The sequence below is a fragment of the Pseudomonas sp. GW821-FHT05D12 genome (assembly GCF_059419825.1).
On record NZ_JBWKSN010000012.1, the window covers coordinates 179,621 to 194,417 of the forward strand.

The 14,797-nt window shown below is 63.0% G+C and carries 13 protein-coding genes; 7 read left to right on the plus strand and 6 right to left on the minus strand.

What is annotated here, in order from left to right; genetic code table 11:
- Positions 1-28: 28 nt before the first annotated feature.
- The gene (locus AC07SI_RS22480) at positions 29-2,326 is read right to left on the minus strand and encodes a beta-galactosidase (protein WP_495006535.1); all 2,298 of its coding nucleotides are present in this window, start codon (positions 2,324-2,326) and stop codon (positions 29-31) included.
- Positions 2,327-2,424: 98 nt separating this feature from the next.
- Positions 2,425-4,569: an ATP-dependent DNA helicase DinG gene (gene dinG / locus AC07SI_RS22485; RefSeq protein ID WP_065902986.1), complete on the minus strand. Its 2,145-nt coding sequence runs from the start codon at positions 4,567-4,569 to the stop codon at positions 2,425-2,427.
- A gap of 99 nt (positions 4,570-4,668) precedes the next feature.
- Between dinG and AC07SI_RS22490 the strand changes: the two genes are divergently transcribed.
- Complete coding sequence (locus tag AC07SI_RS22490) at positions 4,669-5,133, plus strand: CopD family protein (protein ID WP_106804935.1); 465 nt, start codon at positions 4,669-4,671, stop codon at positions 5,131-5,133.
- A 160-nt stretch (positions 5,134-5,293) separates the two neighbouring features.
- Here AC07SI_RS22490 and AC07SI_RS22495 read toward each other — a convergent pair whose 3' ends face one another.
- Complete coding sequence (locus tag AC07SI_RS22495; protein ID WP_065902993.1) at positions 5,294-6,052, minus strand: collagen-like triple helix repeat-containing protein; 759 nt, start codon at positions 6,050-6,052, stop codon at positions 5,294-5,296.
- A gap of 155 nt (positions 6,053-6,207) precedes the next feature.
- The gene (locus AC07SI_RS22500; RefSeq protein WP_065902995.1) at positions 6,208-6,903 is read right to left on the minus strand and encodes a PA1041 family peptidoglycan-binding anchor lipoprotein; all 696 of its coding nucleotides are present in this window, start codon (positions 6,901-6,903) and stop codon (positions 6,208-6,210) included.
- A gap of 191 nt (positions 6,904-7,094) precedes the next feature.
- Between AC07SI_RS22500 and AC07SI_RS22505 the strand changes: the two genes are divergently transcribed.
- The 4 genes from AC07SI_RS22505 (at position 7,095) to AC07SI_RS22520 (ending at position 8,874) form a co-directional block, all read left to right on the plus strand.
- Positions 7,095-7,592 (plus strand): DUF6231 family protein, encoded by a 498-nt coding sequence (locus tag AC07SI_RS22505; protein WP_065902997.1) that lies wholly within the window; start codon positions 7,095-7,097, stop codon positions 7,590-7,592.
- Between the two features lie 4 nt (positions 7,593-7,596).
- On the plus strand, positions 7,597-8,067 hold the full coding sequence (locus AC07SI_RS22510) for a YchJ family protein (RefSeq protein ID WP_065902999.1): 471 nt from the start codon (positions 7,597-7,599) through the stop codon (positions 8,065-8,067).
- A 118-nt stretch (positions 8,068-8,185) separates the two neighbouring features.
- A complete protein-coding gene (locus tag AC07SI_RS22515) occupies positions 8,186-8,668 on the plus strand; it encodes an LEA/WHy family protein (protein WP_065903001.1) in 483 nt (160 codons plus the stop codon).
- The gene (locus tag AC07SI_RS22520) at positions 8,665-8,874 is read left to right on the plus strand and encodes an SEC-C metal-binding domain-containing protein (protein WP_065890089.1); all 210 of its coding nucleotides are present in this window, start codon (positions 8,665-8,667) and stop codon (positions 8,872-8,874) included. Before AC07SI_RS22515 ends, AC07SI_RS22520 begins: the two co-directional genes overlap by 4 nt.
- A 92-nt stretch (positions 8,875-8,966) precedes the next feature.
- Here the strand turns inward: AC07SI_RS22520 and AC07SI_RS22525 are convergent, their stop codons facing one another.
- Together AC07SI_RS22525 and AC07SI_RS22530 are read right to left on the minus strand one after the other, a co-directional pair.
- Positions 8,967-10,352, minus strand: a complete 1,386-nt coding sequence (locus AC07SI_RS22525) for an ATP-binding protein (RefSeq protein WP_495006536.1) — start codon at positions 10,350-10,352, stop codon at positions 8,967-8,969.
- A complete protein-coding gene (locus tag AC07SI_RS22530) occupies positions 10,349-11,059 on the minus strand; it encodes a response regulator (RefSeq protein WP_106804937.1) in 711 nt (236 codons plus the stop codon). The genes AC07SI_RS22525 and AC07SI_RS22530 overlap by 4 nt, the downstream gene beginning before the upstream one ends.
- A 197-nt stretch (positions 11,060-11,256) precedes the next feature.
- Between AC07SI_RS22530 and AC07SI_RS22535 the strand changes: the two genes are divergently transcribed.
- Positions 11,257-13,638: a TonB-dependent receptor gene (locus AC07SI_RS22535; protein WP_495006537.1), complete on the plus strand. Its 2,382-nt coding sequence runs from the start codon at positions 11,257-11,259 to the stop codon at positions 13,636-13,638.
- Between the two features lie 25 nt (positions 13,639-13,663).
- Positions 13,664-14,791 (plus strand): ABC transporter substrate-binding protein, encoded by a 1,128-nt coding sequence (locus AC07SI_RS22540; RefSeq protein WP_065903009.1) that lies wholly within the window; start codon positions 13,664-13,666, stop codon positions 14,789-14,791.
- The last annotated feature ends 6 nt before the right edge of the window (positions 14,792-14,797 follow it).

A 14,797-nucleotide genomic window follows, 5' to 3' on the forward strand; every position in this document is an offset into this window, starting at 1 on the left:
TGGCTTTTGTGAACCCGTCAGCCCTCAATCAATGCCCATTTCCAGAGTGCCCGCCCGCATGCCCGGCGCCCTGCCCCGGGCCTTTGCCTTCATGCCCACCGCGCCCGCCTTCGCTTTCACGCACGGCGTTGGCGGCCTTGGCTTTTTCTGCTTCCTTGCCCAGTTGGTCGATTGCCGCCAGGTTGCTTTTGCGCACACTGTCGACGAAGCCCTGGAACGGTACATCGGTGATGCCGACCAGGCCGAAGTGACCGTTTTCACCATCCAGCAAGCGACCGGTCACCGGTTGGTCCAGGTACTGGAACCAGTGCACACCGACAATCGATGGCTCAGCCATGGCCTGCTTGAGGAAGGTGCTATACGCCGCGCCGCGATCTTCTTCGCGGGCCAATTGCGTCACGCCACCCCAGAACGGGCCGCGGTCGGCCGAGCCGAAGTTGAATTCGGTGATCAGCACCGGCTTGTCCAGGGCACGCAGGGCGGCAAAGTCATAACCGTCCTGGGGCTTGAGGGTATACATGTTGAAGCTCAGCACGTCGCAATACTGCGCGCAGGACGCCACGGCCTCCGGCGTGCTCACCGCAAAACGGCCGCCCAGCAACAGCTGGTTGGGCGCGTGCCACTTCAGCGAATCGGAGATGGTCTTGAAGTAGGCATCGGCGAAGGTTTTCTGGAAGTACTTGAAGTCAGCTTCGATTTCCGGGTGCTCGGGGCTCGGCATCGGCGGTTCGAAGCCCGGGTCTTCCATCAGCTCCCAGCCCGCCAGGTCGATGCCCCAGGCTTTCGACAGGCCTTCTTCATTCCGGTACTTGTCGCGCAGTTGCTTGAGGAACGCGCGCTTGGCCGGTACGTCGGTGGTCATGCGCAGCGTGCCGTAGGCCAGGGCGTAGCGCGATTTCGGGTCATCACCGGGGCCTGCCCAGGCCAGTTCGTTGTCGGCAAAGAAGCCGATCAGCCAAGGGTCATCGCGGTGGTCACGGGCCGCGATGGCCACGGCGCGTTCGGTGGCCATCGCGAAACGCGGGTCGAACGGGTCAGGCATGCCGCCCCACCAGTCAGTACCGGTGCTGATGCTGGCGTAATCGCCGACGATCGACAGTGGCAAGGTATACGGCACGCGGTCGGCAGTGGCCAGGTCCGGCTCGCTCCAGTTGCCCACGGTATTGAAACCCCAGGCTTGCAGGCGGTCGAGGGTGTGGCTGACCCAGCGTTTCTGGTCGAAACCATCGGTGTCATAGGTGCGCTGCAGGTTCGCGCCATAGAAGTCGTACCAGCGCCCGACGTTGAAGCCCCGGCCCTGATCGGCGCCGTTGCCGCCACGGTTGTCGCCACGGCCGTAGTACTTGTCGAAGGGCTCGCCGGCCTTGGGCAGCGCGGCAAACATCCATTCACGCCCGGCCACGTAGGTCTGGTTGTTGTCCGCCGCCACGGTATTCACGCCCAGGGAGTAGAACGGGTGGCCTTCCGGCGTCACCAGGTACCAGCGACCGTCGCGTTTTTCGGTGCGGAAGAAGCCGCTGGCGTCGAACGCCGGGCCTTTGTTCCAGCCGCCATACTGATCCAGCGAGGATTTATCCCGCTCGGCCAGCCAGCCCTTGAGCTGTTGCTGCTCCTTGGCGGCGGCCGCCTTGAGTTGCTCGTCGCTGCTGACTTTTTCCGGCCAACGCGCACGGGTGGACTGGCCATAGGCATCCACGAGTTCGCTGTAGGCTGCTTTCAACACCGGCTCGCTGTCCTGCACGCCAAAGCGCTCCAGCAGGATGCTCTGCGCGGCGACAGGCTTGATCATCGACAGGGTCACCGAGACCACCTGGCTGCGGTCGATTGCCCCGGTGCTGGCGGCGAGCAGCACGCGCTGGCCGTCCACGGTGATCGGCATCGGCGGGCCGGCCTTCATGCCCTGGCTCAACGGGGAATTGGCTTGCAGCGGCACCAGCAGGGTCTGCACCGGGCCGGCCGGCAGGTCGATGCGGCTGACCAATGTCTTGCCGTCGGCGCTCTGCACCTTGACGTAGAGCGTCAGCGCCCAGTCCATCGCGCTCTGGATGCGCAGGCTCATGGCGCCGGACTGTGACCAGTCCCACACACCGGTCTGCGGGCTGAGCACCAGGCTCGGCTCGGCGGCCGGATTGAAGGTGATGCGGCGCAGCACCTCGCCTTCGGGGGTTTGTTCGGCATTGTATTGCGGCAGGCTGGCGTCCTGGGTCGCCACCTTGACCACATCGGCAGGCCGGACGAAGTTGAACAATGTCTGTTGCCCGGCAGGCGCGGCCATCAAGGGCGCGGCGAACAGCAGGGCAAAAAGGGCGGGCAGCGTGCGAATCATACGAACAAGGTTCTCCCAAACGGCCGATGAATGGCCTGATGACGTAAAGCGTTGGCAGTCAGATAGACCACGAAGTGGGCGAATTCGCCCACAGTGGCTTAAGAAATTTCGCGCCTGAACGGCGGCAAGGCATTCAGGATAGCCTTGCCATAGCGCTGGGTAACCAGGCGGCGGTCAAGCAAGGTGATGGTGCCCCGGTCTTCTTCGGTGCGCAGCAAGCGACCGCAGGCCTGCACCAGTTTCAGGGACGCATCCGGCACCGAGATTTCCATGAACGGGTTGCCGCCGCGCGCCTCGATCCATTCGGCCAACGCCGCCTCGACCGGATCATCCGGCACCGAGAACGGGATCTTGGCGATCACCACGTGTTCGCAGTAGGCACCGGGCAAGTCCACGCCTTCGGCGAAGCTTGCCAGGCCGAACAGCACGCTGGAATCGCCGCCATCGACGCGCGCCTTGTGCTTGTTGAGGGTTTCCTGCTTGGACAGGTTGCCCTGGATAAACACCTGCTTGCGCCAGTCGCGGTCGAGGCCGTCGAACACGTCCTGCATCTGTTTGCGTGACGAAAACAGCACCAGCGTGCCGCGCGAGCCTTCCACCAGTTCCGGCAGGTCGCGGATGATCGCAGCAGTGTGCGCCGCCGCATCCCGAGGGTCGGCCTTGAGGTCGGGCACGCGCAACACGCCGGCGTCGGCGTGATGGAACGGGCTCGGCACCACGGCCGTGACGGCTTTTTTCGGCAGGCCGGCACGCATGCGGAAGCGGTCGAAAGTGCCCAGGGCGGTCAGCGTCGCCGACGTCACCAGGCAGCCGTAGGCCACGTTCCAGAGGTTGCGGCGCAGCATTTCGGCCGCGAGGATCGGGCTGGCGTTGACCTCGATGTCGAACAGCGCGCCGCTTTCCGACAGGGTCAGCCAGCGGGCCATCGGCGGGTTGTCTTCCGGGTCTTCGACGGTAAACGCGGTCCACAACTCCCAGTTGCCCTGGGAACGCGACAACAGGCTGCCGAACAGCGGGTACCACTCCTCGGCCTGGTTGCTGGCGATGCCGATGTTGACCTCGCCGTCCATGCCTTCCTTGAGCAGGTCGGTCAGGCGGGTAAACAGGTCGGTCAGGCGCGAGAAGCCTTTTTTCAGCTCGATGCCCATTTCGCGCATGTGCTCGGGGATCAGCCCGCCGACAAAACGGTGGCGTGGACGCTCGCGCCCCTCCACGTCTTCACCGGGCTTGAAGTCAGCGACCTGCTCGCAGGCGCTGAACATGAATTGCTGCTGGGTCTTGATCTCGCGCGCCAGCTCCGGCACTTGTTCGATCAACTTGCCCAGGTCGCCGGGCAGCGGATGCTGGGCGAGCAGTTTGGTCAGGTTCTTGGCGGTGGTTTCCAGCCAGTCGGCGGTGGAGCGCAGGCGCGTGTAATGGGCGAAGTGGCCGATGGCCTTGTCCGGCAGGTGATGGCCCTCGTCGAATACGTAGAGCGTATCGCGCGGGTCCGGCAGCACGGCGCCGCCGCCCAGGGCCAGGTCGGCCAGGACCATGTCGTGGTTGGTGACGATCACGTCGACCTTGCCCATGCCTTCGCGGGCCTTATAGAAGGCGCACTGGCCGAAGTTGGGGCAATGGCGGTTGGTGCACTGGCTGTGGTCGGTGGTCAGGCGCGCCCAGTCGGAATCTTCAAGCGCGGTGGGCCAGCTGTCGCGGTCGCCGTCCCATTTATTCCCGGCCAGTTTCTCGATCATGCTGGTGAACAGCTTCTGGCTGGCTTCATCAACTTCGATCTTGAAGCCTTCTTCTTCGAACAGCTGCGCCGTGGCGGTTTGCGCATGGCCTTCCTGCAGCAGCACATCGAGTTTGGACAGGCACATGTAGCGCCCACGGCCCTTGGCCAGGGCGAACGTAAAGTTCAGGCCGCTGTTGCGCATCAGGTCGGGCAGGTCTTTGTAGACGATCTGCTCCTGCAGGGCGACAGTCGCAGTGGCGATCACCAGGCGCTTGCCGGCGGCCTTGGCGGTGGGGATCGCGGCCAGGCTGTAGGCCACGGTCTTGCCGGTACCGGTGCCGGCTTCGACGGCCACGACGGCGGGCTCACCTTCGCGGCGGCCTTCGTCGTCGACGTCGATATCCCCGAGGACCTTGGCCACTTCGGCGATCATCAGGCGTTGGCCGTAGCGCGGTTTCAAGCTCTTGGCTTCGAGAAAACGCGAATAGGCGCCCTGGATCGTGGTTTTGAGTTCAGTGCTGATCATGGATAGTCGGGCGCAAAAAACGCTGGATAAATTTTCAGTGGTTCGGATCGGCCGCTATCATACCCCGCTAATTAATCCCGCGCAGAACGGAGTACCACAATGACCGCGTTTAGCCTCGCTTACACCCTGCATGTATTGGCCGCCCTGGTATGGGTCGGCGGTATGTTTTTCGCCTGGATGATCCTGCGCCCCGCCGCCGTGGCGGCACTTGAGGGCCCCGCACGGCTCAAGTTGTGGGCAAATGTGTTTCAACGTTTTTTCGTGTGGGTGTGGGTGGCGGTGCTGGTTTTGCCGATCAGCGGCATCGGCCTGTTGCAACTGCGCTTCAGTGGCTTTGAAACCGCGCCGCGCTACGTGCAGGTGATGATGGGGTTGTACCTGGTGATGACGGCGCTGTTTATCCGTATCCAGGCGTTGAAATTCCCGGAATTGCGCAAGGCAGTGGCGGCTGAAGACTGGCCGGCAGGCGCGGCCGCGCTGGGGCAGATCCGCAAATTGGTCGGGATCAACTTGATCGTGGGACTGGTGGTGGTGGCAATCGCGTCGGCCCGGCCGATGTTCTGAGGCCGGCCAAGCCCCCTGTGGCGAGCGGGCTTGTCCCGCGTTGGGCTGCGAAGCGGCCCCTCCAGGAATCGGTGCGTTGTTTCAGGCAAACCGAGGTGTTTGGGTTTGGGGCCGCTGCGCAGCCCAACGCGGGACAAGCCCGCTCGCCACATTAGAGGTGTTACAGACGCTGTACGGTCACAGTGCCCGCAGGCCCTGCTGGCCCTGGTTGCCCTTCCAGCCCTGGGCGGCCCTTCTCGCCGCCGTCGGCGCGGTACACCAGGCAGCCCTTGGACTCGCCACCTTTGCCAGGCTTGCCCGCCGTGCCAGCCAGACCGCCGGCACCGCCGTCGACCCAGACCTTGATCTGTTGGGCCGGGAAGTCCTGCGGCAACTCGACCCGCACCTGCGCGCCCGCAGCGCCCGGCAAGCCGTCGCCGCCATTGTCACCGTTGGCGCCACGCCCGGCCGAACCCCAGGTGCAACCCGGGTCCACGCCGTTGGCACCATCCAGCCCGGCATACCCTTGGGCGCCCGCGCCGCCACGGGCATCCACCGACAGCTCTTCAGCCACCAGTGAATTGATCCGCAAGGTCAGGTCTCGCCCGGCCTTGGCCGGTTTTTCATGGGTGCCCGGCGCGCCCCGCGAAGTGATCTGGCTGCCGTGGTCCAACTGCGCATGGCGCACCTGCAGTTGCAGCACGGTGCCGCCGGGGACAATCGCAATCCGCGCATCGCGGCCCAGGTGCAGCTCATCCACCGTGACCTGGCTGATGGTGGCCGGGATCAGCAAGGTGCCGTAGTCCGCTACCTCCAGACGCTCCAGTTGCAACACGCTGGTGCTGTTGGGCAGGCGCATCAATGAATTGGTCTCAACACTGACGCTCTGGGCCAGGGCGACGGGGCTGACCAACGCGGCCAACAGTAAAACCTTACGCATCATGGGGCTCCTGACTGATTTCGAATTTTTCTTTGGACGCACAGTAACGACTTCTACAGGCGATTTGCCAGTGAAGCATCAAAAAACTTGTGCAGGGAGAGGTGCAGGCGAGGCGCGCGGCAATGCCCCTGTGGATCCCACAGGGGCAAGGTTTGTCAGCGGTTGATCTGGATTTCCGTACGACGGTTCAAGGCACGACCTTCAGCGGTTTTGTTGTCGGCAACCGGATGGCTTTCGCCCGCCCCCGTTACAGACACAAAGGCACTGCGCGGCACGCCGGCGCCGATCAGGTAATCGGTGACCGAGTGAGCACGTTTTTCCGAGAGTTTCTGGTTGTAGGCATCCTTGCCGACGCTGTCGGTATGCCCGCTGACCCGCAGTTGAGCACTCGGGGCTTCCTGTTTCAGGCGCGTGGCAATGGTGTCGAGCTTGGTTTTATCGGCAGCGGTCAGCCTGGCCGAGTCGAACTCGAAGTGCACATCGCGAATCACGATGGTTTCTTCCTTGACCACCACCACTTCCTCAACCACCGCAGCCGGCGGCACCGGTGGGCAGCCATTGGCATCGACCTGCACGCCTTTTGGCGTGTGCGGGCACTTGTCACGGCTGTCCGGCACACCATCGCCGTCCTCGTCGCCATCACCGTGCACCCAGCAATAGGCGCCGGCCATGCCGCCGACCAGCAAGGCGCCATAGCCTGCATAGGCCGAGCTTTCCGTGGCGCCGATCGCCGCGCCGGTCACACCGCCAACGGCAGCGCAGGTCGGCCAATCGGTTTTTTGCAAGCCTGCGCAACCTGTCAATAACCCGGTGAGCAGAACCAAGGGTAGAGCTGTCCGCATGATGCTCATCTGACTTTCTCCTGAGGGGATCGGCGGGGGCCGATGGGTGGAGTAAAGACCGCTCTTTTCAACTGCGCCACTACGCCACGCCCCCGTATTTGTTAGGGATCGTCGTTCTCGTCGGACTTTTCGCAGCCACCCGCTCTAGGCCCGCACGCTCAGCCGCGCTAGTCTCTAGCGTCTTGATGTGAGGATCTCTGATGACCGCTGGCATTTCTTCCCGTACGCCCCAGCAAGCCTTGGCTGCCTTGCTGGATCTGCACCAGCCCAAACGCCTGCTGTTATTGGGCGCCAGTCAGTTTCCGGCGCTGGACGCGTTTCAAGCCGCGCACCCGGATACCCAGGTGTCCGTGGCAGCCCCCGGCGCCCTGCCGGCGGAACTTGCGGCGCAGCGTTTTGACCTGGCGCTGGTGGTCGACTGCCTGGAGCACCTGTCAAAACCGCAAGGCCTGACCTTGCTCGGTGGCATTCGCAACCTCAACGCCAGCCGCATTGCCGTGCTGGTGGACCTGGGCGCATGCGACTGGAAAGACACCGACTTCTTCTCCCTGGCCCTGCAGGCCGGCGAGCGTTTCCAGCGCGATGAACAGGTTCTGACGCTGTTTACCTACGATCTGCTTGACTATAAACAGGTGCCGGACTGGCTCAATGCCCGCTTCTGGGCCAACCCGGAAAATTTCGGAAAGTATTGGTGGTAACCCGATGAGTACATCCATTTGCCCCTGCGGCAGTGGCAACCTGCTGGATGCCTGCTGCGGCCATTATCACGCCGGGCACCCGGCCCCGTGCGCCAGCGCCCTGATGCGTTCACGCTACAGCGCCTATGTGCTGGGCCTGGTGGACTACCTGGTGGCCACCACTCTGCCCGCGCAACAGGCCGGCCTCGACCGCGACGCCATCGCTGCCTGGAGCGCCCAGAGCACCTGGCTCGGCCTGGAAGTCGAAAACTCGGAGGTGTTCGGCGGCCAGCCAGAACATGCCTTTGTGACCTTTACCGCGCGTTGGCACGACAGCACCGGCGAACATAGCCACCGCGAGCAGTCTTCTTTCGTACAGAATGAAGGGCGCTGGTACTTCATCGACCCGACAGTGGAAGTGAAGGCCGGACGCAACGATGCCTGCCTGTGCGGCAGTGGGCAGAAATTCAAGAAGTGTTGTTCCAGCTACCTCTGACCTGCAAGCGCGGGCTTGCTCGCGAAAACCCCGGGGGCACCTTTGTGTGTCAGGCTTAGCGCGTCATCGTTGACGACCTTCGCGAGCAAGCTCGCTCCTACACAGGATGGATAACGCCATGCTTCGGATGTACAGCTTGATGCTGGCGTTGACCCTCGGCCTCACCGGCTGCGCGTCCTGGTTCGAAGACGATGCGCCGCCGCCCCACGTCTCGCTGGTGAAAGTCGAAGTGGTGCGGGCCAAGTTGCTCGAGCAGAAATTCAAGCTGTACTTTCGCGTGGACAACCGCGACGACGCCGACCTGACGGTGCGCGGCCTGATCTACAAGGTCAGCCTCGGCGATTTTGTGCTGACCGAAGGTGAGTCCAACGAATGGCTGACCGTGCCGCCCCGGGGCCACGCGTTTTTCAAGGTGTCGGTGCGCACCAACCTCTGGCCGCAGATCCGCGATGTCGTGCAGATGCTGAAAAATCCCGACAAACCCGTGCCTTATCGCCTGGAGGGTGAGCTGAAAACCGGATTATTCATCGGTTATGACGTGCAGGTGAACCACAATGGCGAGATAATCCCCGGCGATTTTATTCCGGAGCGACATCGATGACTCAGCAACCCCATGTCCATGGTCCTGACTGCAACCACGATCATGATCACCACGATCACCACGATCACGACCACGGTCATGTCCACGGCCCGAACTGCGGCCACGCTCACCAGGAGCCGGTGCGCAACGCGTTGAAGGACGTCGGCCGCAACGATCCTTGCCCGTGCGGCAGCGAGAAGAAATTCAAGAAGTGCCACGGGGCTTGATGCCCTGATCCTGCAGGAACCGACTTGCCGGCGATGGCGTCCCCAACATCGCTGTCGCCGACAAGCCGGCTCCTCCAGGTTGAGTTAGCACGTCAGGGTTTGTGTTGAAACTGCAACACCACCTCAAGCCCCCCGCCGTCCCGATTGCTCAAGCTCAACCGTCCCTCGTGCGCCCGGGCAATGGTGTGCGCAATGCTCAACCCCAGCCCATACCCGCCCGTCTCGGCATTGCGTGAACCCTCCACGCGGTAGAACGGCTCCATCACCTGCTCCAGTTGTTCCTGGGGAATCCCCGGCCCTCGGTCGCGGATGATGATCTTCAAACTGTCCGCCTGGTCCTCGACCCGCACCACCACGTCGCGACCATAACGCACCGCGTTTTCCAGCAGGTTCTGCACGCAACGCTTGAGGCTGCGCGCGTACCCCGGAAACGGTTGCCTGGCACGACCTTCGATGCGCACGCTTTCGCCCACATCCTGCAAGTCCGCCTGCAAGCTTTGCAGCAAGGCATTGATGTCGATGTTCTGCCGCGTCTCGTTGATTTCACCGCTGCTGGCAAAATCCAGGGTGCTGGAGACCATGTGCTCCATTTCTTCGAGGTCGCTGCGAAAACGCTCCTGGGTGCGAGGGTCATCGAGCATCTCGGTACGCAGGCGCAGGCGTGTGATCGGTGAACGCAAGTCGTGGGAAATCGCCGCAAGAAAACGCGTGCGCTCGGCGATGTTGGCAATCAGCCGTTGCTGCATCGCGTTGAAGGCCTGGGCGGCGCGGCGCACTTCGGTGGGGCCATCCTCCGACAGCGGCGGACGCTGGATATCACGCCCCAGGGCTTCGGCGGCCTTGGCCAGCGCATTGAGCGGACGGATGGCCAGGCGCACCGCCACCAGGGCAATCACCACCAGCACCAACACGCGCAACAAATAGATGCGCATCACGTAGTCGAACAGCAGGTCCAGCGGCGAGGTACTGGTCCAGCCCTGCTCTTCACTGGCATCCACCTGCAACCAGCGCCCATCGGGCAGACGCAGGTCGATCAAGAATTGCCCCACCACCGGTTGGGAGCTGAGCAGTGTCGAGAGGCCGGCGCTTTGCCCTTCGCCATCCACCAGGGAAAGGCGCAATAGCACCAGGGTCTGGGCGTAGCCGGTCTTCTGCGACAACACCTTTTTGATCAAGCGCTCGGTAGGCCGGTCGGCATCGTTGAGGGTACTGGGGGTGCTGCTGGCCTGATCGCTCAGGGTCAGGCGGAAGTTCGGCGTATCGAGCATTTTGATCAGCAGGTCCGCCTGCTGCGGATCGCTGTGCACCAGCCGCACCACATCCGCCAGCCGAGTGGCGATCAGCCGCGCAGGGATTTCCAGCACCTGGCCATGCCGCCGGTCGTACCAGATGCTGCTGGTCAGGGCCTGGGCCGCGAGCATGCCGCTGACCAGGATCAGCACCAGCCGCCCGAATAGCGAGCGCGGCAGCAGTCTCACGATTCCAGCACCACGTCATCGGCGGTGAGCATGTAACCCTCGTTGCGCACGGTCTTGATCAGCCCCGCCGGCAGTTGCGAGCGCAGGCGGCTGACGCACACGTCGATGGAGCGGTCGAACGGCGTGCTGTCCTTGTCGAACACGTGGTTGAGCAAAAAGTCGCGGCTCAACGGGCGGTTGGGGTGCTGCAACAGCAGGCGCAACACGCGGTAATCCGAGTTGCCCAGGCTCACCACCACGCCTTGCGGCGACAGCAACTGTCGCGCCCGCGTGTCGAGCTGCCAGCCGGCGAAGCGAATGCTCGGCGCCTCGTCCAGGCGCGCGCGATCCGGAAAACTCTGCACGCGTCGCAGCACGACCTTGATCCGTACCAGCAACTCACGCGGGTCGAACGGCTTGGGCAGGTAGTCATCGGCGCCGATCTCCAGGCCGACGATGCGGTCGATCAACGAGCCCTTGGCCGTGAGCATGACCACCGGCGTGTTGGAGCTGACCCGCAGTTCGCGGCACAGGCTCAGGCCGTCTTCACCCGGCAGCATCAGGTCGAGCACGATCAGGTCAATCACGTTCAGCGCCAGGCGGCGGCGCATTTCCTTGCCGTCGGCGGCGGTGGATACCTGGAAACCGGCGTCGCTCAGGTAGTCGCAGAGCAATTGGCGGATTTGCGGGTCGTCATCAACGATCAGCAGGTGGTCTTGCTTGGCCATGGGCAGTCGATCCGAAAACTCAAAACGCAGGAGATAGCCGAAAGTTCAGCCAGCAGTGCAGGCAAATGTAATGGAATGTTGTAGGAAACCATAATCACGCATCAGCGATACAAAGCCCCGGTATGGCAGGCGGAATCGCTCTTTAGACTACCGAACCTAAATGAGAGTAATTGTAATTTAGACTCGGATCACTGCCTATGTCATTGCCCACCCCTCACCGTCATACGTTGCACAGTACCCTGGCGCCGATGTTCGGTTTCCTCGCGGCTGGCGGCGTCGCCCCGACCGCCTTGGCCGATACGACAGCCGCCACGACCAGTGGCTCGGTGCTGAGCCTGCCGGAAATCAAGGTCGACGGTGAAGCCACCTCCACCTTCAAAGTGGACCGGGTGACCTCGGCGAAAATCAGCCAGCCGCTGCTGGACGCGCCGCAAAGCGTGACCATCGTGCCGCAGCAGGTGCTCAAGGAGCAGAACGCGCAGACCCTGCAGGAAGTGTTGCGCAACGTGCCGGGCATTACCTTCATGTCTGGCGAGGGCAACCTGGGCTGGGGCGATCTGTTCTCGATCCGGGGCTTTTCTTCGGAGCAGAGCCTGACCGTCGACGGCGTGCGCGATGCCGGCATGTCGACCCGTACCGACACCTTCAACCTGCAACAGGCCGAAGTGTTCAAGGGCACCGGCTCCATCGAGTCCGGGGTTTCTGCGGTGGGCGGCAGTGTCAACCTGGTCAGCAAGGAAGCGCACCTGGGCGATGCCAACAAGGTCTCAGTCGGGATCGGCACCGACAGCTATCGCCGGCTCACGGCCGACCTGAACAAGCAACTGAACGACACCACCGCCGTACGCATCAACCTGATGAAACACTACAACCAGGTGGCCGAGCGCGACGACGTGGACTACGACCGCTGGGGCATCGCCACCTCGTTCGGCTTCGGCCTGGGCACCGACACGCGCCTGTTCATCGACACTTTCTACCAGAAAGACACCAACACCCCGGACGGCGGCGTGCCGATCCAGCGGGGCACCGACGGCGACCGCATGCCCGGGGTGAAACGCTCGAACTGGTACGGCGACTCCAGCCTCTACACCCAGCAAAACAAAACCACCTCGCTGACTGCCCGCCTGGAGCACGACTTCGACTGGAATGAAGCCAACCTGCGCAACCAGACTCGCTGGGAACGCAGCGACAACTTCGCCGTGCTCTCCCCGGCGCGTTTTTTTGCCGCCGACGCGAATGGCAACAAAACCTGCACCGGCGCCCGTTGTGCGACTTTGGGCTACACCGGTGTAGGCCCGATCAGCCAAGTACCAGGTAGCACGGTGAATGCCTACACCGACTACGTGAACAACAGCAACACCGCCTACGGCATCCTGCGCGGCAGCGACTTTGGCTTGTCCAAGCGCTACACCATCCTGGATAACCAGACCGACTTCAGCTTCAAGTTCAACACAGCAAGCCTGCAGCACGCGGTGGTCTCGGGTCTCGAGTTCTACCACGAGACCTACGGCGGGCTGAAGCGCAACGCCGAAGTGCCGGCAGGCAACCTGTTCTTCGACATGAGCGAGCCCAGCCACAGCTTCGCCAGCACCTACGTAACCAAGGGCGAAGGCGACCCGCGCTCGGTGATCGACAACGCCGGTATTTACCTGGGTGACACCGTCACCCTCAACGAGCAGTGGCAGGTGCTGGGCTCGCTGCGCTACGACAACTGGCGGGCGCAAACCAGCCAACGCGGCCAATCGACCATCAGCAGCACCGACGGTGCGGTGAGCGGACGGGTCGGCGCGGTGTACAAGCCGTTGCCCAACGGCAGCGTCTATGTGTCCTACAGCGAAGCAGCGCAACCCTCGGCGTTGGGCGCATCCACCAACAACCAGATCTACGGCGCGGCCAGCACCAGCAACTACAGCCCGGCCAAGTCCAAGACCTACGAGTTGGGCACCAAGTGGGACATTGCCCACGACATGCTTAACGTCACCGCCGCGATTTTCCGCACCGAACTCGACAACGCCTGGGAATACCAGGACGGCGAATCCGCCCCGGTACGCGCCCTGCCCGCCAAGCGCGTGGACGGCGTGGAACTCGGCCTGCAAGGCAATATCACCTCGCGCTGGACCGCCTACACCGGTTTCTCGGCGCTCAAGAGTACCCAGACCAAAGGCATCAACAAGGGCGCCGAAGCCAAGAACGTCCCTGACCTGACCGCCAACCTGTGGACCACCTATGCCGTCACCGACGCCCTGAGCCTGAGCTACGGCGAGCAATACGTCGGCCGGCGCCGCTACACCGACAACAAATACGTCGGCGGCTTGAACAACAACAGCAGCTACGCCAATGGCCCCTCCGGCGTGAATGCGATCTACACCCGCGACCATGAAAAAGCCCCCGGCTACTGGCTCAGCAGCCTGGCCGCGCAATACAAGGTGAATAGGGACACCACGGTCAACCTCAACCTCAACAACGTGTTCAATACGTTCTATTACAGCCAGGTCGGCGCCTCCCTCGATGGCTTCCAGCTCTACGGCATCCCAGGTGCCGGGCGCACCCTCACCGCCAGCGTCGATTATGAATTCTGATCCTCTCTCACCAGGAGCCTCTGCCATGCGCAAACCCCTTCACTTGCTCAAGCTCGGCGTGCTGTTCGGCGCCTTGGTCCTCGGCCATGCCGAAACCGCCGCCGCCCACGAAGTCACCGACGTGCTCGGCCGCAAGGTCGAGGTCAAGGACGACGTCAAACGCGTGGTACTGGGTGAAGGCCGCCTGATTTCGGCGTTTGCCCTGCTCGACAAGGACGCGCCGTTCCAGCGCATCGTCGGCTGGCAGAACGATCTGAAGCTGCTGGACCAACACACCTATAACGCCTACGTGGCGAAATTTCCGACGGTCAAAGACATCCCTTTGATCGGGCAGGCGTCGGAACAAAGCGTCAGCGCTGAAGAAATTCTCTCGCTGAAACCGGACCTGGCGGTGTTCAGCATCTCCGGGCACGGCCCGACCGAACACAGCCCGGTCGCCGATGTATTGGCCAAGGCCGGAATCCCGGTGCTGTTCGTCGATTTTCGCATCAACCCGGTACAAGGCACCCATAGCAGCATGAGCGCGCTCGGCCAGGCGCTGGGGCGTGAAGCCCAGGCCAAGGCATTCCTCGCGTTCTATGACCAGCACATCAAGGTGATCAGCGACGCCGTCGCCACCTTGCCGGCCGGACCGCGCCCGAGTGTGTTCCTCGAGCTGCTGGCCGGCGCCTGGCAGGCACCGGGGCACACCACCGGCAAAAGCGGCATGGGTGAAGTGATCAAGCTGGTCGGCGGACGCAACATCGCTGCCGATGTCGTGCCCGGCGCGCTGGGTGATATCAGCGTTGAATATGCGCTGAAGGCTGATCCGGATGTGTACGTGGCCACCGGTAACCACAAACCCGGCCTGATCCTGGGCGCAGGCGTTACCCAGGACGAGGCGCGTGAAGCGTTTGACCGCGTGTTGGCACGGCCGGAATTCGCCAATCTTCGCGCGATCCGCGAAGGCAATTCCCACGGCCTGTGGCATGACTTCTACAACTCGCCCTACAACCTGCTGGCGATTGAAGCGCTGGCCAAGTGGGTACACCCGCAGCTGTTCGCCACACTGGACCCGCAGGCGACGATGGCACAGATCAACCAGCAGTTCCTGGGGATGCCGCTGCAGGGTGCCTATTGGATCAACAGCAAGCCTGCTGTCGAAACGCGGTAAAAACTG

Coding starts and splice junctions, on each gene's coding strand:
- AC07SI_RS22480 (WP_495006535.1), bottom strand. CDS start 2,326: ATGATTCGCACGCTGCCCGCCCTTTTTGCCCTGCTGTTCGCCGCGCCC.
- dinG (WP_065902986.1), bottom strand. CDS start 4,569: ATGATCAGCACTGAACTCAAAACCACGATCCAGGGCGCCTATTCGCGT.
- AC07SI_RS22490 (WP_106804935.1), top strand. CDS start 4,669: ATGACCGCGTTTAGCCTCGCTTACACCCTGCATGTATTGGCCGCCCTG.
- AC07SI_RS22495 (WP_065902993.1), bottom strand. CDS start 6,052: ATGCGTAAGGTTTTACTGTTGGCCGCGTTGGTCAGCCCCGTCGCCCTG.
- AC07SI_RS22500 (WP_065902995.1), bottom strand. CDS start 6,903: ATGAGCATCATGCGGACAGCTCTACCCTTGGTTCTGCTCACCGGGTTA.
- AC07SI_RS22505 (WP_065902997.1), top strand. CDS start 7,095: ATGACCGCTGGCATTTCTTCCCGTACGCCCCAGCAAGCCTTGGCTGCC.
- AC07SI_RS22510 (WP_065902999.1), top strand. CDS start 7,597: ATGAGTACATCCATTTGCCCCTGCGGCAGTGGCAACCTGCTGGATGCC.
- AC07SI_RS22515 (WP_065903001.1), top strand. CDS start 8,186: ATGCTTCGGATGTACAGCTTGATGCTGGCGTTGACCCTCGGCCTCACC.
- AC07SI_RS22520 (WP_065890089.1), top strand. CDS start 8,665: ATGACTCAGCAACCCCATGTCCATGGTCCTGACTGCAACCACGATCAT.
- AC07SI_RS22530 (WP_106804937.1), bottom strand. CDS start 11,059: ATGGCCAAGCAAGACCACCTGCTGATCGTTGATGACGACCCGCAAATC.
- AC07SI_RS22535 (WP_495006537.1), top strand. CDS start 11,257: ATGTCATTGCCCACCCCTCACCGTCATACGTTGCACAGTACCCTGGCG.
- AC07SI_RS22540 (WP_065903009.1), top strand. CDS start 13,664: ATGCGCAAACCCCTTCACTTGCTCAAGCTCGGCGTGCTGTTCGGCGCC.